The organism is Flavobacterium hercynium (genome assembly GCF_002217285.1).
GTDB lineage: Bacteria > Bacteroidota > Bacteroidia > Flavobacteriales > Flavobacteriaceae > Flavobacterium > Flavobacterium hercynium.
Window position 1 is genome coordinate 217,095 of record NZ_MUGW01000008.1, and the last position, 26,673, is coordinate 243,767.

The window sequence follows — 26,673 nt, forward strand, 5'->3', positions numbered from 1 at the left end:
ATAAAATGGAAAGAATCTAATAAACTAGTAAGTTGAATTGATTATTAAATCTTTTAATCTTTCAATAATTAAATCATTCAATAATATAATCTTATGAATTTACCAGAAAACCTTAATCAGAAATTAGAAGTTAGAAAACGGAATAATTCGCTAAGACAATTACCAAGTTTTAATAATCTAATTGATTTCTCTTCTAACGATTATATTGGATTTGCAAAATCAGAAACTATTTTCAAACTAGCGCATCATTATTTAATCGAAAATGATCTTATTCAGAATGGAGCAACCGGATCACGATTGCTTTCCGGTAATCATTCGCTGTATCAAAATGCAGAATCTTTTATAGCTGAATTTCACGACGTAGAAACGGCTTTAATTTTTAATTCGGGTTACGATGCTAATCTTGGTTTTTTTGGCGCTGTACCGCAACGAAATGATGTTATTTTTTACGATGAATTAAGTCATGCTTCAATTCGTGACGGAATTAGAATGTCGAATGCCAAATCATACAAATTCAATCATAATGATTTTGAAGATTTAGAAGAGCTGATTCTCAAATTTCAGGATACCAATGTCTACATCGTTACAGAAAGCGTTTTTTCTATGGATGGGGATAGTCCAAATCTGGAAGAATTAGTAGCACTTTCAGAAAAATACAATTGTTATCTCGTAATTGATGAAGCACATACGCTAGGTGTGTTTGGAGATAAAGGAGAAGGCTTACTGCAATATCTGGATTTGCATAACAGAATTTTTGCCAGAATCATGACTTTCGGAAAAGGTTTAGGCTGTCATGGTGCGGTAATTTTAGGCAGCGCCGACCTCAAAGAATATCTGGTGAACTTTGCCAGAAGTTTTATTTACACCACCGGATTGTCTCCTCACGCGGTGTCTACTATTCTGGCAGCTTATCAGCAATTGGAAATCGAAAAAGAAACCATCGAAAAGTTGCGTCAGAACATTGTTTATTTTAATCAGCAAAAGAATTTATTAGGATTGAAACCGATGTTTGTGCGAAGCAAATCGGCGATACAATCTGCTATTGTTCCTGGGAACGAGCAGGTAAAACAGCTGGCGCAACAACTTCAGGATAAGGGTTTCGATATCAAGCCTATACTTTCGCCAACTGTTCCGGAAGGTCAGGAACGTTTACGCTTTTGTGTGCACAGTTATAATACTACAGAAGAAATTAACGAGGTACTTGAATTGCTGAGAGATTTTATTTTCTAAACGCTTTGCCGCTTCTTTTTGGTTTATCATTTTTATTTCTTTGAGAAAAATGATATTTCCTGTAACGTTTTACAGATTGATGTACTTACGTGGCATATTACTAGTTTTTAATCATCAACTTAATTAGTCAGTAAATGAAAAATGTATTTCAATCATTATTAGTATTCATTGTGCTGTTGTTTCAATATGGAGCCAATGCACAGACCAAATCTACGCCACTTGAAAATTCTCTTTTATGGGAAGTCTCCGGAAACGGATTATCAAAACCATCTTATTTATACGGAACGATCCATATGATTTGTTCTGCAGATTATTTTCTGTCTGAGAAAGTAAAGAAAGCATTTGATGCTTCTGAACAATTACTATTAGAAATTAATTTTGCAGATCCGGAGGAATTAATAGAAATGCAAAAACTAGCGATGGGAAGTGAACCATTGAGTAAAAAACTGAATGCAGAACAATTGTCTAAATTAGACATTATACTCAAAAAAACTACCGGAATGAGCGTTCAGCAAGTAGATAGCTTTAGTTTGATTACGATAATGAGTTTAATTTCGATGAAAACATTTGGGTGTGATGATTTGAAATTTTATGAAATGGATTTTATTGAAAAAGCGAAAGAAAAAAATTTAGAAGTTGTGGGTTTAGAAACCGTAAAATCTCAATTTAATACGCTTTCAGCTGCTTATTCTGATGCTGAAATCATTAGCGCTCTGGAAGAATCTGATACAGAAGAAACAAAAGAAATGGTTGCAGAATACAAACAGGAGAAGTTAAGTTCTTTGTTTGAAAAGGCTACAGAAGAAAGAGTGATGAATGCGAAGGCAAAGAGATATATGCTAGACGAAAGAAATCAGAATTGGATCAAGATTTTACCGGCAATGATCAAAAGTAAAACGTCATTTATTGCGGTAGGTTCAGCGCACTTAGCTGGAGAACAAGGTGTGATTAATTTATTAAGAAAGTCTGGCTATACCGTTAAGCCAATTATGAATTAGTATCGTCTTGAAAGCAAAAGAACAAGAATTTTTAAAACGGATAGAAAGTCATAAAGGAATTTTATATAAAGTTTCTAAAATGTACATGGACAATCTTGACGATCAGCAGGATTTGTTTCAGGAAATCATTTGCCAGCTTTGGAAATCGTATGATTCGTTTCGGAACGAAAGTCAGTTTTCGACCTGGATGTATCGTGTCGCCATCAATACGGCAATCGTCTTTTTGAGAAAAGAAAAGCGTAAGGTTGATAAGTATGAAATTCCATCAGAGAATATTAAAGAAGATGAAAACGATTCGCCTTTAAAAGAAAATCAGTTAGAACATTTTTACAAAGCAGTTCAAAAATTGGAAAAAATCGACAAGGCCATTATTTTTTATCAGCTTGAAGGTTTTTCACATAAGGAAATTGGAGAAAATCTTGGAATCTCAGAAGGAAATGCCAGAGTGAAATTAAACAGAGCAAAGGAAAAATTAAAAGAAATTATTAAAAATCAGGGATATGGATTTTAACGATATACAAAACGCGTGGAATAACGAAAAGAATAATGATGTTGTTTTGCCCAATACCATAGAAAAAATTAAATCGGTGCATACACCTTTGGACAAAATAAAAAGAAATGTAAGAGGAGAGTTTAAGTATCAAATATTCTCACTTTGTTTTCTTGGATTCGTGCCTTCATTTTATAAATTTCCGGAAAAGATGCTTATTCTCTACTATTTGCTTTTTAGTCTCTATGTGGCAGTTTGCGTGTATTATTTTCGAAAATTTTATTTTTGGTATAAAAAAATAGATATCATATCGCTTCAAACAAAAGATAATTTATACGAAACCTATTACGAAATAAGACTCAATATGGAGTTGTATAAGACTTTCGGATTTGCGTTGACACCGTTTTTAATCTTATACTTAATTGGTTTTTCTTATTATGCATTTTATTTTGTGCCCGGTATAATTTTGACAGAGTTTACTAATATTCATTTATTTGGATTGTTTTTTATAGTAGTTTTTAGTATGCTTATTATGGCAGTAACTTTGGATTGGTGGGTACACAAATTTTATGGAAAATTTGCAGAACAAATCAGGAATGTGCTTGATGAATTAAAAGAAGAATAATAAACAGAACCCATCATTACGATGGGTTTGTTGTTTAGTAGTACATTTACTCTATGAAAGATTTTATAATGGTATACAAAAATAGATTATGAAAATATTTGTAACAGGAATTTCTACAGATGTTGGTAAAACGATAGCTTCGGCAATTGTAACAGAAGCTTTAGAAGCAGATTATTGGAAACCAATTCAGGCGGGTGATTTGGAAAACTCTGATAGTGCTAAAATTAAAGCTAAAATTACCAATACAAAATCTAAGATTTTTGAAAACAGCTACCAATTAAATACGCCTGCAAGTCCGCATTGGGCAGCGCAAATAGATGGAATTGTAATCGATTTGAAACAAATTAAAGAACCCGAAACTGCAAATCATTTGGTAATTGAAGGTGCTGGTGGAATTTTGGTTCCTTTAAATGATGAAGATTGTATTATTGACTTAATACAGCCGGATTATAAAGTTATTGTAGTTTCCAGACATTTTTTAGGCAGTATCAATCATACCTTGCTAACTATTGAAGCAATTCGAAATCGGAATTTAGAGGTTGCGGGCATTATCTTTAGCGGAAGCGAAAACAAAGCAACCGAAGATTTGATTTTGAAGAAAACCAAAGTAAAACGGATTGGAAGAATCGATGAAGAACCTTATTTTGATCAGAATGTGATTCGAGAATACGCCGTTTTGTTTAGAGATAGCCTTCTCGAACTGTAAGAATTTAAAATCTAAAATCAGAAATCTACAATTTTTACCAAATGACTTTAACAGAAAAAGACAGCCAATACCTTTGGCATCCGTATACACAGCACAAAACGGCACAAACGCCAATTGCAATAACCAAAGGACATGGCGCATTGCTTTGGGATGAAAAGGGGAAAGAATATATAGATGCGATTGCCTCTTGGTGGGTGAATCCGTTTGGACATAGTAATACTTTTATTGCCGATGCGATTTACAAACAGTTAACCACTTTAGAGCATGTTTTGTTTGGAGGATTTACACACGAACCCGCTGTAAAAGTTGCCGAAAAACTATTGGAGATTTTACCGGACAATCAACAGAAAATCTTTTTCTCAGACAATGGTTCGACTGCAGTAGAAGTAGCGATAAAAGTAGCATTGCAATATTTCTTTAATAAAAATGAAAAGCGAACTACGATAATTGCATTCGAAAATGCCTTTCATGGAGATACTTTTGCGGCAATGGCAGCAAGTGGAATCTCATTTTATACACAAGCTTTTCAAGGAATGTTTATAGATGTGGTGCGAATTCCGGTTCCAGTAAAAGGGAAAGAAGAGGAAAGTTGTACCGCATTGCAAAATGCAATTGCCAAGTACAATTGTGCAGGTTTTATTTTTGAACCTTTAGTACAAGGCGCAGCCGGAATGGTTATGTATGAACCTGAAGAATTGGCAAAACTCATTAGGATTTGTAGAGAAAACAAAGTGCTAATAATTGCAGACGAGGTAATGACTGGTTTCGGAAAAACGGGAAGAACCTTTGCTATGGATTATGTCTCGGAAAATCCGGATATGATTTGTTTGTCTAAGGCGCTGACAGGAGGAACAATTCCAATGGCGATTACCACCTTTACACAAGATGTTTTTGATGCTTTTTACGATGATGATATCAACAAAGCTTTGTTTCACGGACATACTTTCACGGCAAATCCAACAGGTTGTGCAGCTGCTTTGGCAAGTATGAATTTGTTACAAACAGAAGAAATGCAAGCCAATATAAGGAGAATCAATGCAAGTCATTTAGAGTTTGAGGAAAAAATTAAAAGTCATGCTAAAGTAATTACGGCAAGAACGTTGGGCGTTATTTTTGCTGTTGAGATACGATCAGATTCAGAAGAAAGTTATTACGGTACAATGAGAAACAAACTCTATGAATTTTTTATTGATAAAGGTGTAATTCTAAGGCCGGTTGGTAATATTGTTTATGTTTTGCCTCCTTATATTATTACGAAGGAACAACTTCAATATGTTTATACCGTTATAGAAGAAGCTATAGAAATGGTGTAATAACATCTGTATTTAATTTATTTATTTTGAATATGTCAAAAATTGCGATTACTGCTTTTTCATCTATTTCTCCTTTGGGAAATAATGCCGCTGTTGTTTGGAAAAAGTATCTGGATAATGAACATTGTTTTTCTACTCAGTTTTTAGATCAGCAAAATACGTCTGTCGCGGTCTTAGATCAGGATTCAAAAGAACTTGTTACTGCCATACGCGAATCAGATTCTAAATATAAATTACTTGATGATTCTGTTTTGTTTGCTTTGGCAGCATCGAGAAAAGCAGTCGCACAAGCAGGTTGGAATAAGAATGATGTTTTCGGAATCAATATTGGGTCTTCACGCGGGGCAACAAGTTTATTCGAAAAACATTATAAGGAATATATCGAAACAGGAAAATCTCAAACCTTGGCTTCGCCAACCACAACTTTAGGGAATATCTCTTCCTGGGTAGCGCACGATTTGCAAAGTGTGGGACCTGAGATTTCGCATTCTATTACCTGTTCTACGGCGCTTCATGCCGTATTAAATGGTCTGGCATGGCTAAAAGCAGGAATGGCAGATAAGTTTTTGGCGGGAGGAAGCGAAGCGCCCCTGACCGATTTTACGATTGCCCAAATGAGAGCATTAAAGATTTATTCGCGTGTCGATCAGACAAAAGAACCTTGGCCTAATTTAGCTTTTGATTTTGAGAAAAACCAGAATACCATGATCTTGGGGGAAGGAGCCGCAGTCTGTTGTTTAGAAGCAGGTGAGCAGAAGAATGCTATTGCTTATATTACAGGTTATGGATATGCCACAGAAGTTTTAGAACATAATATTTCGATTTCAGCTGAAGCAGATTGTTTTCAAAAATCAATGAAAATGGCTTTAAAGAATGAAAAGCTAGAAGATATTGATGTCATCGTCATGCATGCTCCCGGAACAATAAAAGGGGATCTAACCGAATTACGTGCCATTGAAAAGATTTTTGGCAATAACTTGCCATTGCTTACAACAAACAAATGGAAAATTGGGCACACTTTTGGAGCTTCGGGATTACTTAGTTTAGAATTAGCATTGTTAATGATTCAAAATAATACCTTTATTGGAGTTCCTTTTTCAGAAGCTCAGAATCAAACAAAACCTATCAAAAAAGTTCTCGTAAATGCCGTTGGCTTTGGTGGAAACGCCGTTAGTATCTTGATCGAAAAACCATAACAAGCATTAAATTAAACCATAAAAAAAATCCATTCGCCGCAACGAATGGATTTTTCATAAAATGGAAGTAGGTATTTGTTTTTATTGTATTATGATTTTTTTGGTTTGAATGCTATTGTTTTCAAGCGTTACTTTAACCAAAATAACTTGATGCGCTACCGGTAAATTCTGAATTTGTAACTCAGCTGAATTTACTTTTTTCTTGTCATAAAGCAGTTTTCCTGTAATATCATAAACCGTTACTTCTTTGATATTTTCTGTAGTCGAAGTTACTTTTACTTCTTTGTTTTTTACAGAAACAAAAAGAGTGTTTTCAGCAGTATCAAAATCACCAGTACCTAATGTTGTTTTACTGGCATAACGTATTTCAAAACGATCAGCAAAAGTTCCCGCCTCAGTTTTAAAAGTATAATCACCAGTACTTAAATCATAGATTACATCTTTTAATTTGTCTTGAAGGTAAACTTTTTGTTGTCCTGAAAAGATTCCTTCAGCGTGATCTATAGCGATAGTAAATTCTCCTGCAATAGTCGATTTATAACCTAATGGCACTACATCCGATTTTTCAAATGGTAAAGCACGTCCCTGAATGCTTAGTTTTTTAGCTCCGTTTACACTGTAAAAATCAATGTACGCATTAGCGTTAAAACTTGTTGCATCATATCTGACATCAACACCATTAGTAGCTTCCTCAATATAACCCAATAATATCTGTTTGAAAGCACCTTGAGTGTTAGTAAAGTTTAACCAAACACGATCTTGCACTTCTGTTTCTTTAGCTGTCTTAAAGAATTGTGTGTTTATGGCACCCAGTCTCATGTTGTTTTTAAACTGAATTGGGTTATTTGTCAATGCTTTTACAAAGAAACCTTGGCCTGAAGCAATATTACCTGATGGGGCGTTTGCACCTGCGGTTGCTTCTGTTGTTGCTGATTTACTGGTAACAAGACTACCTGTTAAGTTGTAAACAGCGTAATCATCGCTAGTATAAAAATACCTGTTGTTTTGTCCCGGATCTATGTTATCAGGCAATGTATTATGCGTCCAGAAATACAAGGATCCTTCAATCGTTTCAGATCCCGGAACCGTGTTGGCGATAATAAATTGTCTCGCATCAAGCGAAGACGGATACGGATTTCCAACCAGATTCCATTTTGCAGCTATTGGGGTTACATTTACATCTCCATTGTTTGGTGTTCCGATAAAGTTAGCATTGTAAACTGCTGAATATGTATTAGAAAAGGTTCGAGGTGCACTCAAAATGTAACCAACTCCCGCTGTCATATTTGCAGCTCCGTTATTGATGGATGACCAGCCTAATGTTGGGTTATAGCTATAATACTCATTAGGAACCGTATTCGGTGATAAGCTGTAAAGTGAAAAGTCGGATACAGGTGATGACCAATACGTGTAATCATAAAGACGCATAGCAGTAGTATTTCGTTTGTACGTTATGTTTCCGGAGTTAGCGTTTATTGTTGTAGCTAATCCCTGAACCAAACTTGAATTGTTCTCAAATACCAAAGATCCCGTTCCTGAAACCGTCACCGCATTGGTAATGTTTAAAGTACGACCAGAAGGTACATTGATTCCAATGCCTGAATTAATAGTACAAGAACAAGCATTCAAGTCAGCAGTAATCGGGAACGATCCTGCAAAAATTACATTTTTAGTAGCTGTTGGTAATCCGTTAGACCATACACTACCGTTCCATGTTGTAGTTGATTGATCGCTGATCACAACATTTGCTGTTGCTGCTGATTTACAGCCAGTCGTATTATTTGTTACATTAAAAGTATATGTTCCTGCTGAAAGACCAGTAAGTGTAGTTGTAGCACCAGAACCGTTTACAGTTACTAAATCAGGAGTTCTCTCAATTGTCCACAATCCTGAGGGTAAACCGCTAAGAGCAACACTTCCTGTTGAAGTAGTACAATTGATATTGGTGATTGTTCCTACTGTTGGTGTTGCCACTGTTGGAACTGTTGTCATCGTCACAACGTTACTATTAAGTGTGTAAGTACAATTGGTGCGTACTCCATTGATGTCCGGAATATTCGCTGTATTTAAAGTAACTTGTCTTCTAAATCTACGAACAATGTCGACTGCTGTATTATTTGCTATTGCCGGCGGATCGTAAGTTCTGTCAGTTGCACCCGGTATGTTGGCGTATCCACCTGTATCTGTAGCAAGTTGCCATTGAAAATTAAGCTGCGGATTTTGCAATGTAGTACTGGTAGAACTGTATTGCAATGATCCGTTTATTATATCAGGATTACCATTGCTGCAAAAAGTAACAGTAGTTGGAGCGGTAATAGTATTTACGTTACCATCAAATGGTACCATTGAAAAACCAGCAATGTTGGCACCTGCATTTTCATAATATTCAAACACCAAATCATCATCTCCATCAAATCGAACCAATACATTACTGTAAGTCGTTGAGCCTTGTTCTATCCATCTGTCTAAAATTTTAGTTCCGTTAAGAAATAGACGTACACCATCATCACCAGTTATGCTAATTATATAGCATCCTGATTTGGTTGTTTTCATTTTGTATCGTACTGCGAATCCTTCGGTATAAATACTGGCTCTTTGCGTTCCGTTAGAATAAACAGGAAAGCAATTAGCATCTCCGCCAAAGTTTTCGTTTATAGTTTCAGTAGGTACATTATAGTATCCTGCGTAATTAGCTGAAAATGGTTCCGGTGTAGCACCGCCTGCATTATAGATATGTCCTACCCAGGTATTAGTGCCAAATTCGTTTTGAGTTTCAAATGTGTTACTACCACCAGTTAAATTAAGAGAAAGTGGTCCGCCTGTTGCGCCGGCATTGGCACAATTTGCACCAGCAGTCAAAAGTATTTTTACTTGTCCTGAAAGAGGAGAAATCCAATTCGTAATAGACGTACCGGTTGCTGCGTTGTTTGTAGTGAGAAGTGCATTTGTAGCGGCATTATAAACAGACAAGTACTCATTTGCGCTTGCAAAAACATTGGCAACTGAAAATGTATATTGCAATCCTTGTATCACATTCAATACCACATAACGACCTGAATTTACACTAGCCGTTGCAATTGTATTTGAATTGTCAATACAAAAAGTATAGGTTCCTACAGTTGTTCCACTTAGTGAGTTAACCGTTACCGTAGGCGTATTTGTCATTTGTAATGGACATGATGTAGAAGTAAAAGTCGCCAAAACATTAAATGTTGTAGTCGCATTTAATACTCCTGTAGGTAAATTTATAGTACCTCCATTACCGTTTACGGGGCTTCCAACAGCAGTTGTGCCATTTCTGAGCTGATAAGAAACACCAGTTTGCGAAGCAGCAACAGTAATATTTGTTCCCGTTCCGATACAAATAGTTGGATCAGCAGCGGTAACAACTTTATCATCCGGAGAGGCAACGATATTTTGCTGAGGAGATACAAAAGCTACGTTTCCTGGACCTACAACGCCGTTGTTGTCTTTAAACCAAGAAACTCCTTCATAAACGATATCAAAAGTTAAATTATTTGCTCCGACAGCAAGTGGAGTAGTATAAGGGCCAGTAGCTGTTTTTCGGGATGCAGTGATGGTAAAGTTAAAAGTTCTCGTTTCACCCGGCGCTAAATTTTGGGCATCTACTCGAACATGATAATCATTCCATATCGTGGCGCTTTCTCCGTTCCATTTAATACCAATATTAAAATCTCTGCCTCCGGCATCTGCCCAGGCAAGTTTACCAACATTTTTTATAACGGCACTTACTGTTCGTGTTTCACCTGCACACCAGGTTGACGAACCAGCATCTACAGAAATTATCTGACTTTTATAATCTACTTTTGGTTTTAGTGCTAATAAGAGACCCCCGTTATTTTCATTTCCGGACAAAGTAACATTAGCTGTTCCTGTAGCGCCAGCAGTTGGCTTAAGTGCCCACGCAGCTCCGACTGAAGCTCTGTTTCCAGTATTTTTGTTTTCATCATAAATTTCATTTAAGCTATTTGGAGATGTTGCTCGCCAATTGGTATACGTTCTTGCAGTTCCAACTGCTTGCGAAAACATTACAACAGCTGCATTATTCATAACCGTAGTAATAGACTGAGCTGAAGCATTATTTCCAGAATTTACGGTTATTCCTGTGGGTGCTGTATCGAATGGATCTACTTCGTCCACACCGGAAAAAGCGACTATTGCACCTACTGAACCATTTGAATTTGCAACTGGAAATGTATAACTAGCAGGTTCAGATGCACCAGCAATTTTATACAAAACACCGCCAACTTTTGTTGTACCGGATAGATAGGACGAATTAATATTAGTCCAACCTGTAAGTGTAGGAATGTAGGAACCACCTGGTGCATTCCAAGCTAGGTTGACAATCATAATATCACCTGCAACGACACCGACAGGTTTATCAATAGTTATAAAACCGTTCGTCGATTCATTTGTAGAATTTCCACGCACTGCAATTTGGCTAAATCCGATTTGAGCGAAAAATAATAATCCAAAAATAAACAATTTTGAGGTTACATTTTTTCCGTTTTTTAAAGATCGAAAAAGGGCATGCGTAGGTTTTAAAGAAAGTAGTTTTCTAATCATAGATGTTAGTGGTATTTTATGTTTTAAATTTGTTTGCTAGTATCAAATCACAAAACAGGAATCAGGATTACATTTTTGTACCTCCTGTTTTGTAAATCTTAACTTAAGAATCTAAAGCTAAAAGCGCATAAATAGGCATTTTTTAAACTGTTAAATTCCGGCTCAAAAATATTACAATTTCTTACATTTGCAATGTTTTGTTAAAGCAATTTTTGATAAAAGTAAAAAAATCTACCTATAACAGTATATAAAAATGATTATTTTTAGCATTTATAGTTAAAAAGAAAGAAAAAACGCATGAATCAGTTTTTTACCCAAAAAGAGGCTTTACAAAAATTAGAACACTTTTGTGCCTATCAGGAACGTTGTCACGCAGAAGTTGTTACTAAACTTTATAGCTTAAAAATGAGCCCTGATGAGATCGATACAATTGTGGTTCAGTTAATTGAAAATAACTTCCTGAATGAAACCCGTTTTGCCTGCAGTTTTGCCAGAGGAAAGCACAGAATTAAAAGTTGGGGCAGAATTCGAATTACAAATGAACTCAAAGCAAGACAAATTTCTTCAACTAATATTACTTTGGCTTTAAAAGAAATTGCCGAAGAATATGAAACCACTTTTGATCAACTGGCAGAAAAAGCCTGGAATAGTATTCTGGAAAAAAATACTTTAAAAAAGAGAAAAAAATTTTGTGACTATATGCTTCGAAGAGGTTATGAGAGTCATTTGGTTTATGATAAAGTTACAACTTTAGAGAAAGAATCTTGATTCCTAAAATTCTTAAACCTAATTATCTGGAAATCATAAATTTTCTTACTTTTTAATATTTTGATTACTTTGTTAAAATTTTAATTTTCTTGCGTATTTTGCAAAGTGCTCGCTTTTTTTAGACCTGATTTTGCAAAATAGTGCCATTTTTTGTTAAAACTTGCTAATTTTCTTATAATAAAAATTAAAATTTTATAAGAAATTCCATAAAAAGACTTTTAAAATGATGTAGTTTGTCGACTTTTTTAACATTTCATCGTTTTTATAGCCTTTCTCAAATCCTTAATTAATGCAAAGCCGTAGATGTCTATATCTTTGTCGGGTAAAAATTCATTTATCCCGGCATAACAACCTGATAGAAAACATTTAAGATGAAAACAACTTTACTTTTATTTTTACTGCTTCCATTTTTAGCAATTGGTCAAGGTGACTTAGTAAAATGGAATGCTGTAAACGGTGGCAATCGATATGCACCAGCTTATGTTAATACAAATGTAACTTCACAGAGTGTCGCAACTAATGGCGGAATAAGTTTAAACTACATTTTCGAAAATGCAACAAGTGTATTTTTTCAAACAGGAAACTGGCAGAATCCAGCTCAAAATGGTGGAGAGTACAATCCGTCGAAGTATGTTCAGTTTACAATTAAGCCAAATTCTGGCTATAAAGCAGATCTAAGTAATTTTATCTTTCAGGTTAGATGTGGTTCAGGAAAATTTAAAGTGATGTACTCTAAAGATGCTTCTTTTGCAACTGGAGTAAAAGATTTAATTGCAGAAACAGCATGTCCTGGTTCATGGACAACATATAATCCAAGTTTTTCTACAGAATTAAACCCTGTTTTAGACAATCAAATGGTTTACATCAGAGTTTATGTGTATAGCACTTACAATACTTTCGAAATAAAAACAGGTACAGATGCAAGTAATGTTGTACCGGTTGTTCGTGGTACAGTAACAACTTTTGACTCTTCTAAAATTTTAGCAATCAACGATTATGTAGATACTAAAAAAGAAGCTGGTGTTAACATTGACCCAGTTGCTAATGATGTGCAGGGAAATACAGTTACTTCATTAACAATTTCTACTCCGCCTTCAACTTCAACAGGAACAGCATTAATCAATCCGGACAGAACAATAACATTTAACCCAGCGAAAAACTTTGTTGGAACGTCAACTTTTAACTATACAATTACGGGCCCAACAGGAACATCTACAGCTACTGTAACCGTTAGAGTTGCTGATAATCCAGACTTAGGACTTTCTCTTTGGAACGGTGCATCATCTGGATATAATCCGGTTACCAATAGTTTAGTAAATTCTAATTCGCCATTAACAGCGACGGGAGCTTCGTTAAATTATGTTTACGAAAATACAACTAGTGCTTTTTTTCAAACAGGAAACTGGCCAGATCCATCTCAAAACGGAGGTAGTTTTGATCCAAACAAATACATTCAATTCAAAATAAATCCGGCAAATACAAATGCTGAATTGACTTTAAAACAATTTAATTTCACTTTTAGAGGAGCAACAAATCAAAAGTTTCAGGTTAGATATTCTAAAAGTGCAACTTTCGCAACGGGTGTAAAAACTTTAGTAGCAGAAAGAAATGGTACTGGTTCATTTACAGCAGTAAGTGCAAATTTTGATACAGACACTAATCCCGTAAAAGGAAATGAAACGGTTTATATCAGATTCTATGTATATAGCAGTTATAACAACTTTGATATTTTAAATGGAAACGGAAACAGTGTTGGTCCGGTTATTACAGGAACAGCAAAAGACATTAGCACACTAACAGCAAATGACGATAGTTTCTCTACGCCAGTTAATCAGCCTATTACAATTCCTATTTTAGATAATGATATTATTGGGAATTCTGCTATACAGGCAATCACCGTAACACAGCCAACAAACGGAACTGTAACAGTAAACGGAACAACAAGTGTAACTTTTACGCCGTCAAGCTCTTTTACAGGAACAACTTCATTTACATATACGCTTCGTAATGCGAATTCAAAATATTCATCAGCGACAGTTGGTGTAGCAGGAACGGCTCCACTTTGTGCGGCTTCCTTAACTCCTGGAACTAATTACTGGAAAGGATATGTATACACATACACAGGAAATACACCTGCACCTACTACATTCGTAGGAACAGTGGCTGAGAAACCAATTTTTACCAGAGATATAAATACGGGTGTAATTATAGGAGATTCAAGTGTAGAAGCAGATTCATTTTGTGGTACACAGCCAAGTGATAAATTTTTTGTTCGTTACTTAATGAATACTACAACAGCAGCAGGAGTGTATAATTTCACAATAGGTGCAGATGATGGTGTTAGATTATATATCGACGGGTCTTTAGTTACCGTTTCACCAACAAATTCATGGGGTGATCATAGTTATATTACGTATGCTGCACAGGTAAATCTTACTGCAGGATCACATAGTTTTATACTTGAATATTACGAAAACGCACAATCATCAAAAGTATCTTTCTCTTATGGTATGGTACAAGGAGATAAAACATTGCCTTTTGGAATCAATCAATGGAATGTTTATGGTTTTACATTAGCAGATATTACTTTACCGGCAGTAGCTTATGCAGGTACGTATGTTGATAATAAAGTAGATATCAACACACAATCGTATTGGGGAAGAACAGTATCACCATCTTCTTATTCAGGATGGCAAGGTGCACCAATAGGTGTTGATCAATTTACAATTACGTACAAACGTCAAGGTTTTCCATGTGGATATTATCAGATCCAATTAGTAAACTGTGATGATGTTGCTCAGATTTATTTAGATGGAAATTTAATATTTACACAAAACGGTTATACAAATACAGCTTCATTAATTAACAACGGTACTTTATATCCATTAAATAAAAATTCAAGAATTGAAGTTCGATTGAGAGAAGATGCAGGAGATGCTAATTTAGCAATCAAATTTATCGACAATCCGGTTGTTTATGATGGAACTACAGCACCACCGGCAGGTTACTCCATGATTGTAAATAACGATGTTTCATTGGGGAATAATGTAACGGTTTGTTCTTGTACAGTTGCTGCAAATAAAACACTTACTGTTCCAACAGGAAAAGTACTTACAGTAAATGAGAATGTTACTATTGCAACAGGAGGAAAACTTTTGATAGCAAATGGAGGTTCATTGATGCAGACAAATAAAGATGCAGTTTACACAGGAAATAATACTTCATTTGAATTGCAGAGAATTACAAATCCAATTCGTCGTGATGATTATGTTTATTGGTCATCGCCTGTAACTGCAGCTTCAGGATATACTTTGAACAAATTATCTCCAAACACAGCATCAAATGAGTATTACAGATACGATCCGGTAAACGGATGGATTTCAGTAAACAACGGAGCTTTAACAATGACTCCGGGAGCGGGTTATATCGTTAGTGCACCAGCAACGTATTACAATTCTGCACCACAAAATTATTCGGCTTCATTTACAGGAGCACCAAATAATGGTGATATTAATATTACTCCGGTAGCAACAAAATTTAATTTAATTGGAAATCCATATCCATCTACTTTAAGTGCTGTTGAATTTATAAAAGCGAATACACAGGCTGGTAATGAAACAATTGTTGGATCATTGTATTTCTGGACACATAATACACTTCCGGAAAACACAAATTCGGCAATGATGAACAGATATTATTACACAAGTAATGACTACGCTGTTTTCAATTTATCAGGAAGCGTTGTTACAAGTAAATCAGCAACAACGGAAAAAACACCAGGTGCAAATGCTCCATCAGGAAACATTGCTTCAGGACAAGGGTTCTTTGTAAAAGCATTAACGAACAATCCTATTAAGTATACTAATGATATGCGTGTTGGAGCTAATAATACACAGTTCTTCAAAACAGCAAGCACTTCAAATGGAGAAAACGGTCGAGTATGGTTAAACCTTACAAATGATCAGGGAGCTTTCAAACAAATGTTAGTTGGTTATATCGAAGATGCAACAAACGGATATGATAATAATTATGATGCTACTAGTTTTAACGGAAATGCGTATATCGATTTTTACAGTGTAAACGAAAGCAAAAAGTTAACTATTCAAGGTCGTGCATTACCATTCACCACTACTGATGAAATTCCATTAGCTTACAAAACAACTATTGAAGGTGCATTTACTATTTCGATAGATCACGTTGATGGATTACTGACAGATCAGGCTATTTATGTAGAAGATAAAGTAACCGGAACAATAAACGATTTACGTGCAGGTGATTATACCTTTAAAACAGCAGTAGGAACTTTTGCAGATCGTTTTGTATTACGTTACAGGACAACGAACAAAGCTACATTAGGAACAGGAGATTTTGAGAGTGCAGAAAAAGGTTTGTTTGTCTCTGTAAAAAACAAGGTGATCAAAATAAATTCGGCACCGGAAAATATTAAAGAAGTTTTGGTTTATGATATTACAGGAAAACTGATTTATAATAAAAGGAAAGTAGATGCGGCTGAATTGCAGATTTCAAATATTCAGTCCGTTAATCAAATACTGATAGTAAAAGTTATTTTAGAGGATGACAGTGTATCAACTAAAAAAATAATTTTGAATTAAGCAGCAATTAAATAAAGAATGAAAAATCCGACAGCGAAAGCTGCCGGATTTTTAAGTATACAAACAGATCGAAAAACAAGAATTTAATCATTAAAACAGCATAAAAACAAATTACTAACAAACCAAATTACAACCCCCAATTGTATGTTCACTAAAATAATTTTGTTAACACGTTCTTTATTCATAAAAAATATAAAAATCTTATTTTTTATGATTTCTCTTAATATGATGTCCCAAAATACAATCACCAGAATCCACACGGATTGGAATGGATATTGGACATCTAATGGTACAACCGGTTTAAATAACAGACCGGATACCGAAAATAATTTATTAGCCTTTGCATGGAACGGTACCACATATTCAACCGGTGTAGATGATTTTAATCTTAGAACGAGAGGTGTTCCGTTCGATCCTCAAAAGTTCAGAGCCTTAAAAATTCAGACATTAGGGTTAAACACCAGTATGTACTTTTTGCAGGGTTCGATGATCGACGGATCAGCAAGTACAGCAACTCTTGTTCCTGCCTTAACAGGTTCGACTTCTACAGGAGCTGAATTAGCCTCCAGACTTACTGACGGTACGAATGGCTTAACATTAGGAACTGGTATTGCCAATATCAGAACAGGTGTATCCGAATTTAAAATTGGTACAAACAATCTAAATGTTCCCGGTATTGGTGATGGTATTCCGGATATTATTGTAACGCAGGTTGCAGAACCGGGTGGAGATGCCGATATTTTTAAATTTGTAGATGCAGCAGGAAACATAGTAGGGAATCAGATCACCGTAAATTTCGGTTCTGTCCCTGCTGTTGGTACTTACAGTCTCGATTTGTTTAGAGCCGATAACGGAGCTGTTGCTTTTACTCCCGCAGCAACAAGAGATATTCGAATGCTGGGAATAGAAGCCAGTTCATTTGGAATCAATTCGGGCAATGCTGCTCAGGTAGACCGTTTTGTAGTTAGTTTTTCAGGAAGTTCAGATTGTGCTTTTATCGCTTTTAATACAAAATCACTAAAAATTGCCGAATTAGGCTTGGTGAAAAAAGCAACATTATCATCTTGTGGAAAACTGAATGATGTTGTTACATATACTTTTGAAGTGACCAATACAGGAGAAGTTCCTATTACAGATATTCGTGTCACAGACCCAATGCCGGGATTGGTAATTACAGGTAATCCAATTGCGAGTTTAGCGCCTGGAGCAACAGCAACTTTAACAGGAACTTATACCATTACAGCAGCAGACGTAGCAGCAGGAAGAATTGTTAACTCAGCTAAAGTAACCGGAGTAGATCCTTCTTTGAATACCATAGAAGATATTTCAGGACAAACCAATACAGATAATATTGCGACAGTAACAATTTTATTAAATGCCCCAACTGTTGGAACAATCACAAACAGAACTTGCAACACTTTAGGAACGGTAGTTTTAAATAATTTGCCTGCAACAGGAACCTGGACATTAGAAAGAAGTCCAGGGCTTAGTACTTTTACAGGTACAGGTTCATCCTACACAATTACCGGTTTAGCAGTAGGAAACTATACGTATAGAGTTACTAATAGTGAAGGTTGTAAATCTGTTGCTACTTCAACGATTGCAATCACAGATCAATCCGCAACAACATGGGACGGAGCAACTTGGTCTAACGGATTACCAATAGCCTCAAAAAATGTAACTTTTGCTGGATCATTTCCAATTACGGCTGATTTGTATGCCTGCTCTTGTACTATTAATTCAGGTGTGGGAATCAATGTTCCATCAGGACGTACCTTAAATGTTACCAATGCTGTAACCGTTTCTGCAACAGGATCATTGGTATTCGAAAATAATGCAAGTTTAGTTCAGGGACCTAATGTTACCGCGAATACCAACTCAGGAAATATAACTTATAAACGAAATACAACCGCAATGCGACTTTACGATTATACGTATTGGTCATCGCCAGTGTCTGGTTTTACCTTATACAGTTTATCTCCAGATACAGTTTCGAACGAATATTACAGCTACAATCCAACAAGTGGCTGGTCATCCATTAGTAATGGAGCAGCAACAATGACGTCTGGAGTGGGTTATATTTTGAGTGCGCCTCAAACCTATTCTAATTCGTATTCAACAATATACAATGCTAACTTTATTGGTGTGCCTAATAATGGTGATGTAAATGTAACGCCGACGGCTACAAAATGGAATCTGGTAGGAAATCCGTATCCTTCTTCACTTGATGCCCGAGAATTTATCATTGCGAATACCGTTCCGGGATCAGAAACCATAGAAGGATCATTGTATTTCTGGACACACAATACATTACCGGATAATATCGATCCTGCACAAAATACCCGATATTTCTACACTAGCGATGATTACGCGGTGTACAATTTAACAGGTAGTGTTGTAACTAGCAAATCGGCAACGTCAGAAGCGACACCGGGAGCGAATGCGCCATCAGGCAACATTGCTTCAGGACAAGGTTTCTTTTTGAAAGCATTAACCAATAATCCTATTAAGTTTAAAAACAATATGAGATTGGGTACAATAAATACGCAATTTTTTAAAACAGGAAAAGAAACAGCAGTGCAAGATCGTGTTTGGCTGAACTTTACAAATCCGCAAGGTGCTTTCAAACAAATCTTAGTAGGTTATATTGAAGAAGCAACCAATGGTGTTGATATCAGATATGATGCTGCGAGTTTTAATGCCAACGAATACATTGATTTTTATAGTGTAAACGGAACTAAAAAACTGAGCATTCAGGGACGTGCATTACCATTTGAAAAGTCAGATGTAGTTCCGTTAGCGTATAAATCGACAATTGCGGGAGAATTCACCATTGCGATAGATCATGCCGAAGGAATCTTTTCCGGAGAACAAAAGGTTTATTTAGAAGACAAAGTAAAAGATATTGTTCATGATTTAAGTACAGCAGATTATACCTTTAAAACCGAAGCAGGAACTTTTGCTGAACGTTTTGAATTACGCTATCGTGCAGCTAATAAAACAACCTTAGGAACGGATGATGTAGAGAATACTCAAAAAGGATTGTTTGTAGCGGTAAAAAATAAAGTGGTAAAAATAACATCAACTGCAGAATTGATCAAAGAAGTATACATATATGATACTACCGGAAGATTAATCTACACTAAAAACAAGGTAAGTGCCGCTGAATTGCAAATTCAAAATTTGCAAGTAACAAATCAGCTTCTATTAGTTAAAGTAACATTAGAAAATGATCAGACTGAAACCAGAAAAATTATAATTCAATAAAGATAAAAAGGTTTCATTTGTCACATAAAAAAAATCCATTCACAACAATGAATGGATTTTTTTTATGCATTAATGTTAAAAGTGAAGCAAAATTCAGACTAGCCTTATATTTTGAAAGGGATTAATTTTTAATTTGAAATGTTAAATTTTAAGAATATAATTACAAAACGATTATGCTTTATTTTATTGGGGATAACACACTTTTTAACATGCTTTGCTTTTAAAAAAAAATATACAAATTGACCTCTTAGGGGTAATTTCTTTCAATTTTATTTACAAATCTTAAATTTTTGTTTTTTTTTAGCCATAAGTAAGAATTTACAACATATTGTGCAAAGATTTTAAATAACAAAAGCTTAAAACGTTAGAAAATGCAATTTTTGTAGGTAAAGGCTGATTTGTGTTTTATAATAGTCTTTATTTCAGTAATTTAGATACGCGCGTAATATTGGTTTTAGTTTACCATAAAATTTACTTTTTATTGGTAAAGTAAGATTTGCAAATAAAGCCGTACTCGCTCTCACGTAATCTAATTCAAAATCTTACTGTTATGAAGCTAAAACTATCTTTTGTACTGCTTTTTATTTATGCTTCCTTGTGGGCTCAGCCACCACATACATTCACATCCAATAATTCCATAATTGTTCCCGCAGGTGTTGATAAAATGACGATCCAGGCGTGGGGCGGCGGTGGCGGCGGTGGAGGTGCCAGCGGCGGCGGTGGCGGATTTGGCCGATCTGGAGCCGGAGGTGGAGGTGGTGCCTATGCAACTGCCGAAATTAATGTACAACACGGCAATACTATAAGTGCTGTTGTAGGTGCTGCAACAACTCCAGCAGCAGCAGCAGGAACAAATGGTAATTTTTCAACAATAACAGGTTTTGAAAGTACTATCTATGCTGCCGGAGGTACCGGTGGAGGTGGTAATACAACTGGTAATACGCCAGCGGGAGGACCGGGAGGAACTATTGCAGGTTCAGCTGGAACAACCCGAACAGCCGGAGGAAATGGCGGAAATGGAGCAACATCGCTGCTAGGTCTTTTGTTTTCTTCTGGAGCGGGAGGAGCCGGAGCTGCTCCTGCAGGTGGTGTTGGAGGGGCTGCAATCGGTAGTGTTATTGGAGGTTCCAGTACTCCTGGAAATGCCGGAGGACCTCCGGGAGGAGGAGGTAGTGGTGGTATGACAAATGTAGCGGCTGGCCAGAATGGTGGTCCAGGAGCTGCGGGTCAGATTATAATATCCTATACTTGTCCTACTTATAATATTACAGGAACTTCAAATATTGGAGCTTGTGTTACAACAGGAACTTCTACAGTTACGGTAACAGCACCGGCAGTAAATTTACCTTTCGGTACTTATACGGTCACCTTTAATCGCAGTTTACCTGCGGGAACAGCATTAACTTCTACCCTGACAGTATTAACTGCAGGTACAGGAACTTTTCCGGTAACAGGTTTAACAACAGCAGGAACAAGTGGTATAACTATAACAAAATTAGAATCTGCTGCATGTTCAAGTACGATAAGTGGTATTACTGCAAATATTGTAGTATCATCTGCTACACTTGGGGGGGCGGTTGCAGGCGGAACAACAATTTGTAGTGGTTTTACAAGTGCGGGATTAACATTATCTACTCATAATGGTGCGGTTTTAAGATGGCAATCATCAGTAAGTCCATTTTCGACCTGGACAGATATTACAAACAACATAGCAACTTATACTTCAGGGACACTTACACAAACAACGCAATTTAGAGCTGTGGTGCAAAACGGAAATTGTGGTCCTGAATTTTCTGTGGCAACAACCGTAACAGTTAATCCATTGCCAAGTGTCGTACTAAGCGCAGCCGCCGTTCCGGTTTGTATTACAACAGGAGCACAAACCACAACATTGAGTTACAGTGGAGCGACTCAAACACCTACGACATACAGTATTGTTTGGAATGCTTCTCCGGCAAATACTTTTGCAGCAGTTACCAATGTTGCATTACCCGCAAGTCCAATTACCATTGCAATTCCTTCAGGAACTGCTGCCGGAACCTATACCGGGACTTTCACGGTACGTAATGCAAATGGCTGTGTGAGTAGTCCGGGTCAGAGTTTTAATTTGGTAGTCAATCCTTTGCCTGCTACACCAACAATTGGTACCATAACGTTACCAACTTGTGCAGTTCCAACAGGAAGTGTAGCTTTGAGCGGTTTACCGGCAGGAGGAACATTAATTAGTTATCCAGGCGCAGTAACAAGACCTTACACAGGAACAACAGCTACAGTTTCCGGTCTTGCAGCCAATACCTATACATTTACAGTGAATAACGGAACCTGTACATCATTAGTTTCTTCTAATGCAGTTGTACCGGGATTAGTTACCAATACGTATACAACTTCCTGGTCTAATGGAACACCAACAATGGATCAGAATCTTGTTTTTGCAGGAGATTTTTCCACTTCAGGAAATTTAAACGGATGCTCGTGTGTGGTAAATACAGGTGTAAATGTCACTGTAAATTCAGGACATACACTTTCGATTATGAATGCTGTTACCAATAGTGGCGGTGTATTTACATTCGAAAATAATGCGAGTTTATTGCAAACCAATAATGTTACCAATACAGGAAACATTACATACAAGCGCAGTTCAGCTCCGGTAAGACTTTATGATTATACCTATTGGTCTTCTCCTGTAAAAAGAACGCCGGCTTTTACCTTAAATGATTTGTCACCAAACACGTCGGCGACAGATTATTACAGATACGATCCTAATAACGGATGGATTGCTATTAATCAGGGACTAACAGAAATGCTTCCCGGTATTGGCTATATAGTAGCGGTTCCGGAGAGTTTTGATCAGGACGTTCCAACTAATTATCCAGCAACTTTTGTGGGTATTCCTAACAATGGTACAATTCCAGTTACCATCACGACAGCTGAAAAATGGAACCTGCTGGGGAATCCTTATCCTTCTGCAGTATATGCAGATCAGTTCATCTTTAATAACTCAGCTACTTTATACGGAACATTATATTTCTGGACACATAATTCTGCTCCGGCAAATACAGACCCTAACGCACCTAACAGATTGTACTTTGATAGTAATGACTATGCTTCATACAATTTGACAGGAAGTGTGGGTACAGGAAGCGGAACTGGTGCCGTAAATCCCGGAAATCAGAATCCGCCTTTGGGATACATAGCAGCTGGTCAGGGATTTTTTGTAAAATCAAAAGCAGCTGGAACTGCTAATTTTACAAACATCATGCGCGTTGCAGCAAATAACGCACAGTTTTTTAAAACCACAAACAATACTAATGAAACCAATACAGCTGAAATAGAAAAAAATCGCATTTGGCTAAATTTAAGTAATGTAGATGGTGCTTTCAAACAAGCCTTAATAGGTTACGTTACAGGAGCAACAAATGGATGGGATGACAATTATGATGGAACTAGTTTTAACGGAAACGAATATGTCGATTTTTACAGTATTAATGAAACTAAAAAATTAACGATTCAGGGACGTGCATTGCCCTTTACAGATACTGATGTAATTCCGTTAGGCTACAAATCAACGATTGCCGGTGAATTTAGCATTTCGATAGACCGTACAGATGGAATTTTTAATACACAAGCTATTTATTTAGAAGATAAATTAAATGGTACAATCCATGATTTAAAAGCCGCCAATTATACCTTTACTACGGCAATAGGAACATTTGCAGATCGTTTTGCTGTATTATATGCGAACAGATCAACATTAGGCAATCCTGATTTCGAAAATAATCTTGTAGATAATGTTCTCGTTTCAGTAAAAGACAAAGTAATCAAAATTGCTGCTCCCGAAACGATTAGTGAAGTTGCCGTTTTTGATATTTCAGGAAAGTTACTTTTCAATAAAAAGAAAGTTGAGGATACAACAGTAGAGATCACCAATGCGGCATCTAACAGTCAGATTTTGTTGGTAAAAGTAATTTTGAAAAATGCAGAAACAAGTACAATCAAAGTTAGATACCAATAAATAAAAATAACCAATCTTAAAATCCATTCCGTCACAGCGAATGGATTTTTTTTTGCTCAAAATAATTGAAGTATCACGGTAAGTTCGTATTACGATCATGATTTGAAAAGAATAAATTACCGGATTTTACGTATTATTACTAAACACTAAGAAACCAACAACCATCAACGATCAGCCATCAACGATCATCAGCCAATTACCTAAGACGCTTTCCGTAAATACTGATTTGTATTTTCAATAGCTTTTTCATTCTTATAATCAATCCATTTCTGCCCTTTAAACTTGCGCATTACAATATCAAAATAACGCATGATCAAAACATTATACGCTGCTTTAGACAGATTTACAATATTTTGCGGAAAAGAGCGTAAACTCATAGAAAATCCCGGAGTCAGATATTTCATGTAGTGCCAATAACCTTCGGGCATATACAGCATTTCACCATGTTTTAAATTGGTGATATACCCTTTCGCATTTTTAAGAGCAGGCCATTTTTCATAATCAGGATCATCAAAATCGATATCTTCTCTGGAAATCAAAGCGTGAGGAACTTTGTACATGTATTTGGACTGATCCGGAGCAAACAGCATACATTGTTTTTCTCCATGAAAATGGAAATGCAAAATATTAGAATAGTCAATATCATAATGCATAAAAACTTTCGAGTTTTCTCCGCCAAAAAACAGCATGGGTAATTGTTTAACTAATTTCAGGCCAATTTCAGGCCATAAAAAGTCATTTTTTAAAGAAGGAACCTGCTTCATCAGATTATAAAGAAAAATGCGGTAGTTGGTTGGTTTTTCTTCCAATAGATTAATATAGTCGCTCATTTTCATAGTCCTGTGCGCTTCATTAAAACCTTCTTCATGATTCACAGGTCTATTGTCGTACAAAGGAACGACAGTTTCACCTGCTACTTCTTTAATATAAGATAATTTCCATTTATGAAAAGCTGGCCAGTCTTCTGTCAGCTCCTCAATAACAACGGGAATTTGTTTTTTTACATATTGGGAGATAAAATCTGATTTTGAGATTTTTTTTACCCTTTCGATTTGCTCTAGTTTCATCTTAATCAAAAAAAAATTGCTTATAACTTGTGTTATAAGCAATTTAAAAATTGTATCCGAGAGCAATTAACCCATTCGGTTAAACTTTTGACTTTATCGATGCTTCAAGATTTCTCTCTATAGTATGACCTGGTCTTGACCATTTTGGTTTTTCTCCCAGTGGTGCAAATTGTGAATCTTCAGCTTCAACAGTTTGTGGCTGAGACACTTTTGTAAACGGTTTTTGCGGAATAAGACCAAGTAAATCAAACATTTTCATATCCTCCTGAACATCAGGATTTGGAGTAGTAAGCAATTTATCACCTGCAAAAATAGAATTGGCTCCGGCAAAAAAGCACATGGCCTGTCCTTCGCGGCTCATATTAGTTCTACCCGCAGACAAACGAACTTGAGTATCCGGCATTACAATTCTCGTAGTAGCAACCATACGGATCATTTCCCAGATTTCTACTGGTTTTTCTTCTTCCATTGGTGTTCCTTCAACAGCAACCAATGCATTAATTGGCACCGATTCCGGTTGTGGATTTAAAGTAGAAAGTGCTACCAGCATTCCGGCTCTGTCTTCTATGCTTTCTCCCATACCAATAATTCCTCCACTGCACACCGTTACATTCGTTTTACGGACATTTTCTATCGTTTGCAAACGGTCTTGAAAACCACGGGTAGAAATGACATCTTTATAATATTCTTCAGAAGTGTCTAAATTGTGATTGTAAGCGTATAAACCTGCTTCGGCTAAACGCTGTGCCTGATTTTCGGTTATCATACCCAAAGTACAGCAAACCTCCATATCAAGTTTATTAATAGTACGAACCATTTCTAAAACCTGATCAAATTCTTCACCATCTTTTACGTTTCTCCAGGCAGCTCCCATGCAAACACGTGATGATCCGCTTGATTTTGCACGCAAAGCCTGAGCTTTCACCTGGCTAACGCTCATTAAGTCATTACCCTCAACTCCCGTATTGTAGCGTGCCGCTTGCGGACAATAACCACAATCTTCAGGACAGCCTCCCGTTTTTATAGAAAGTAAAGTAGATACCTGAACGACGTTAGGGTCGTGTTTTTGTCTATGAATTGTAGCTGCTTCGTAAAGCAAATCCATCATAGGTTTATTGTATATAGAAATGATTTCTTCTTTGGTCCAATTGTGTTTTGTAGTACTCATTGCTGTTAATTTTGGCTGATCAAAAGTAGTTAAATTCTTGTAATCAGCAAATGTTGTCTGTTTTAATTGAAGATTGTGCAAAGTTGTTCCTAAAAAAGAACGTCAAAATCACAATAGTAGTATCATGATTTTGACGTTTTTCTTTTTAAGATTTACAAAAAATTAATCAGCGACATACTTATTATTCCAGTAGAGCATCATTAGTAAAGTTACGATTACAGACGAAGCAAGTCCTTCAAACAGAAGGCAAATGCAATAAGTTGGTACAGAAGGATTTCCGCCAAACATAAAAGTTTCAGATAAAGTGGCTACATAAGCATCACCTCCGCGGGCATAGCTGTAAATTAATAATCCCAATACACTAAATGATATTCCAACTACAGAAGTGGTAATAGCAGAAACAGCATTGGATACAAAATCCGTGTCACCCTCGCGAAGATTCATTTGCATAGTTCTGTTAACACCATAAAATATAAAAAATACATTTAACGTACGCAGATAAAACAAATGAGAAAGTCCTAAGACATTCATTAGTAAAAAATAAATACCAATTCCGAGGAATATTAAAAAACCGTTTGTTAATTCTTTAGGTAGTTTCATAGTGGTTCTTTTTAGAAAATTAATACTAAATAT

General features: G+C 36.2%; 15 protein-coding genes. 11 read left to right on the forward strand and 4 right to left on the reverse strand.

Annotated elements, in window-relative coordinates:
- The first annotated feature begins 93 nt into the window (after positions 1-93).
- The 7 genes from B0A66_RS03870 to B0A66_RS03900 all read left to right on the forward strand — a co-directional run bounded on the left by B0A66_RS03870 (position 94) and on the right by B0A66_RS03900 (position 6,558).
- Positions 94-1,230: an aminotransferase class I/II-fold pyridoxal phosphate-dependent enzyme gene (locus B0A66_RS03870; protein WP_089048534.1), complete on the forward strand. Its 1,137-nt coding sequence runs from the start codon at positions 94-96 to the stop codon at positions 1,228-1,230.
- Positions 1,231-1,364: 134 nt separating this feature from the next.
- Positions 1,365-2,228, forward strand: coding sequence for a TraB/GumN family protein (locus tag B0A66_RS03875; protein WP_089048535.1), 864 nt, complete (start codon positions 1,365-1,367; stop codon positions 2,226-2,228).
- A 7-nt stretch (positions 2,229-2,235) separates the two neighbouring features.
- A complete protein-coding gene (locus B0A66_RS03880; RefSeq protein WP_089048536.1) occupies positions 2,236-2,739 on the forward strand; it encodes an RNA polymerase sigma factor in 504 nt (167 codons plus the stop codon).
- Positions 2,729-3,343, forward strand: a complete 615-nt coding sequence (locus B0A66_RS03885; protein WP_089048537.1) for a hypothetical protein — start codon at positions 2,729-2,731, stop codon at positions 3,341-3,343. Before B0A66_RS03880 ends, B0A66_RS03885 begins: the two co-directional genes overlap by 11 nt.
- Before the next feature lie 88 nt (positions 3,344-3,431).
- Complete coding sequence (gene bioD / locus B0A66_RS03890) at positions 3,432-4,049, forward strand: dethiobiotin synthase (protein ID WP_089048538.1); 618 nt, start codon at positions 3,432-3,434, stop codon at positions 4,047-4,049.
- Between the two features lie 41 nt (positions 4,050-4,090).
- The gene (bioA, locus tag B0A66_RS03895) at positions 4,091-5,362 is read left to right on the forward strand and encodes an adenosylmethionine--8-amino-7-oxononanoate transaminase (protein ID WP_089048539.1); all 1,272 of its coding nucleotides are present in this window, start codon (positions 4,091-4,093) and stop codon (positions 5,360-5,362) included.
- 32 nt (positions 5,363-5,394) lie between these two features.
- On the forward strand, positions 5,395-6,558 hold the full coding sequence (locus B0A66_RS03900) for a beta-ketoacyl synthase N-terminal-like domain-containing protein (protein ID WP_165766578.1): 1,164 nt from the start codon (positions 5,395-5,397) through the stop codon (positions 6,556-6,558).
- An 81-nt stretch (positions 6,559-6,639) separates the two neighbouring features.
- Here the strand turns inward: B0A66_RS03900 and B0A66_RS03905 are convergent, their stop codons facing one another.
- Positions 6,640-11,145, reverse strand: a complete 4,506-nt coding sequence (locus B0A66_RS03905) for a T9SS sorting signal type C domain-containing protein (protein ID WP_089048541.1) — start codon at positions 11,143-11,145, stop codon at positions 6,640-6,642.
- Between the two features lie 297 nt (positions 11,146-11,442).
- Between B0A66_RS03905 and B0A66_RS03910 the strand changes: the two genes are divergently transcribed.
- From B0A66_RS03910 to B0A66_RS23065, 4 genes are all read left to right on the forward strand, one after another.
- Positions 11,443-11,913, forward strand: a complete 471-nt coding sequence (locus B0A66_RS03910; RefSeq protein WP_089048542.1) for a regulatory protein RecX — start codon at positions 11,443-11,445, stop codon at positions 11,911-11,913.
- A 371-nt stretch (positions 11,914-12,284) separates the two neighbouring features.
- Positions 12,285-16,526, forward strand: coding sequence for an Ig-like domain-containing protein (locus tag B0A66_RS03915; RefSeq protein WP_089048543.1), 4,242 nt, complete (start codon positions 12,285-12,287; stop codon positions 16,524-16,526).
- Between the two features lie 210 nt (positions 16,527-16,736).
- Positions 16,737-19,793 carry a DUF7507 domain-containing protein gene (locus B0A66_RS03920; protein WP_165766579.1) on the forward strand — a complete coding sequence of 1,019 codons (3,057 nt, stop codon included), beginning with the start codon at positions 16,737-16,739 and terminating at the stop codon, positions 19,791-19,793.
- Between the two features lie 550 nt (positions 19,794-20,343).
- Positions 20,344-23,805, forward strand: coding sequence for a T9SS sorting signal type C domain-containing protein (locus B0A66_RS23065; RefSeq protein WP_123868201.1), 3,462 nt, complete (start codon positions 20,344-20,346; stop codon positions 23,803-23,805).
- A 200-nt stretch (positions 23,806-24,005) separates the two neighbouring features.
- On the opposite strand, the gene B0A66_RS03930 is transcribed toward B0A66_RS23065, so the two are convergent.
- The 3 genes from B0A66_RS03930 to B0A66_RS03940 all read right to left on the reverse strand — a co-directional run bounded on the left by B0A66_RS03930 (position 24,006) and on the right by B0A66_RS03940 (position 26,640).
- Entirely contained in the window at positions 24,006-24,872 is an 867-nt protein-coding gene (locus B0A66_RS03930; RefSeq protein WP_208862566.1) for a cupin-like domain-containing protein, read from the reverse strand.
- A gap of 79 nt (positions 24,873-24,951) precedes the next feature.
- Positions 24,952-26,040 carry a biotin synthase BioB gene (gene bioB / locus B0A66_RS03935; protein ID WP_089048669.1) on the reverse strand — a complete coding sequence of 363 codons (1,089 nt, stop codon included), beginning with the start codon at positions 26,038-26,040 and terminating at the stop codon, positions 24,952-24,954.
- Between the two features lie 162 nt (positions 26,041-26,202).
- The gene (locus B0A66_RS03940; RefSeq protein WP_089048546.1) at positions 26,203-26,640 is read right to left on the reverse strand and encodes a hypothetical protein; all 438 of its coding nucleotides are present in this window, start codon (positions 26,638-26,640) and stop codon (positions 26,203-26,205) included.
- Positions 26,641-26,673 lie beyond the last annotated feature (33 nt).

What these genes read in the sequence shown, in the direction of transcription:
- B0A66_RS03905 (WP_089048541.1), bottom strand. Translation starts at nt 11,145, where the DNA reads ATGATTAGAAAACTACTTTCTTTAAAACCTACGCATGCCCTTTTTCGA.
- bioD (WP_089048538.1), top strand. Translation starts at nt 3,432, where the DNA reads ATGAAAATATTTGTAACAGGAATTTCTACAGATGTTGGTAAAACGATA.
- B0A66_RS03910 (WP_089048542.1), top strand. Translation starts at nt 11,443, where the DNA reads ATGAATCAGTTTTTTACCCAAAAAGAGGCTTTACAAAAATTAGAACAC.
- B0A66_RS03870 (WP_089048534.1), top strand. Translation starts at nt 94, where the DNA reads ATGAATTTACCAGAAAACCTTAATCAGAAATTAGAAGTTAGAAAACGG.
- bioB (WP_089048669.1), bottom strand. Translation starts at nt 26,040, where the DNA reads ATGAGTACTACAAAACACAATTGGACCAAAGAAGAAATCATTTCTATA.
- bioA (WP_089048539.1), top strand. Translation starts at nt 4,091, where the DNA reads ATGACTTTAACAGAAAAAGACAGCCAATACCTTTGGCATCCGTATACA.
- B0A66_RS03900 (WP_165766578.1), top strand. Translation starts at nt 5,395, where the DNA reads ATGTCAAAAATTGCGATTACTGCTTTTTCATCTATTTCTCCTTTGGGA.
- B0A66_RS03940 (WP_089048546.1), bottom strand. Translation starts at nt 26,640, where the DNA reads ATGAAACTACCTAAAGAATTAACAAACGGTTTTTTAATATTCCTCGGA.
- B0A66_RS03915 (WP_089048543.1), top strand. Translation starts at nt 12,285, where the DNA reads ATGAAAACAACTTTACTTTTATTTTTACTGCTTCCATTTTTAGCAATT.
- B0A66_RS03920 (WP_165766579.1), top strand. Translation starts at nt 16,737, where the DNA reads ATGATTTCTCTTAATATGATGTCCCAAAATACAATCACCAGAATCCAC.
- B0A66_RS03885 (WP_089048537.1), top strand. Translation starts at nt 2,729, where the DNA reads ATGGATTTTAACGATATACAAAACGCGTGGAATAACGAAAAGAATAAT.
- B0A66_RS23065 (WP_123868201.1), top strand. Translation starts at nt 20,344, where the DNA reads ATGAAGCTAAAACTATCTTTTGTACTGCTTTTTATTTATGCTTCCTTG.
- B0A66_RS03875 (WP_089048535.1), top strand. Translation starts at nt 1,365, where the DNA reads ATGAAAAATGTATTTCAATCATTATTAGTATTCATTGTGCTGTTGTTT.
- B0A66_RS03930 (WP_208862566.1), bottom strand. Translation starts at nt 24,872, where the DNA reads ATGAAACTAGAGCAAATCGAAAGGGTAAAAAAAATCTCAAAATCAGAT.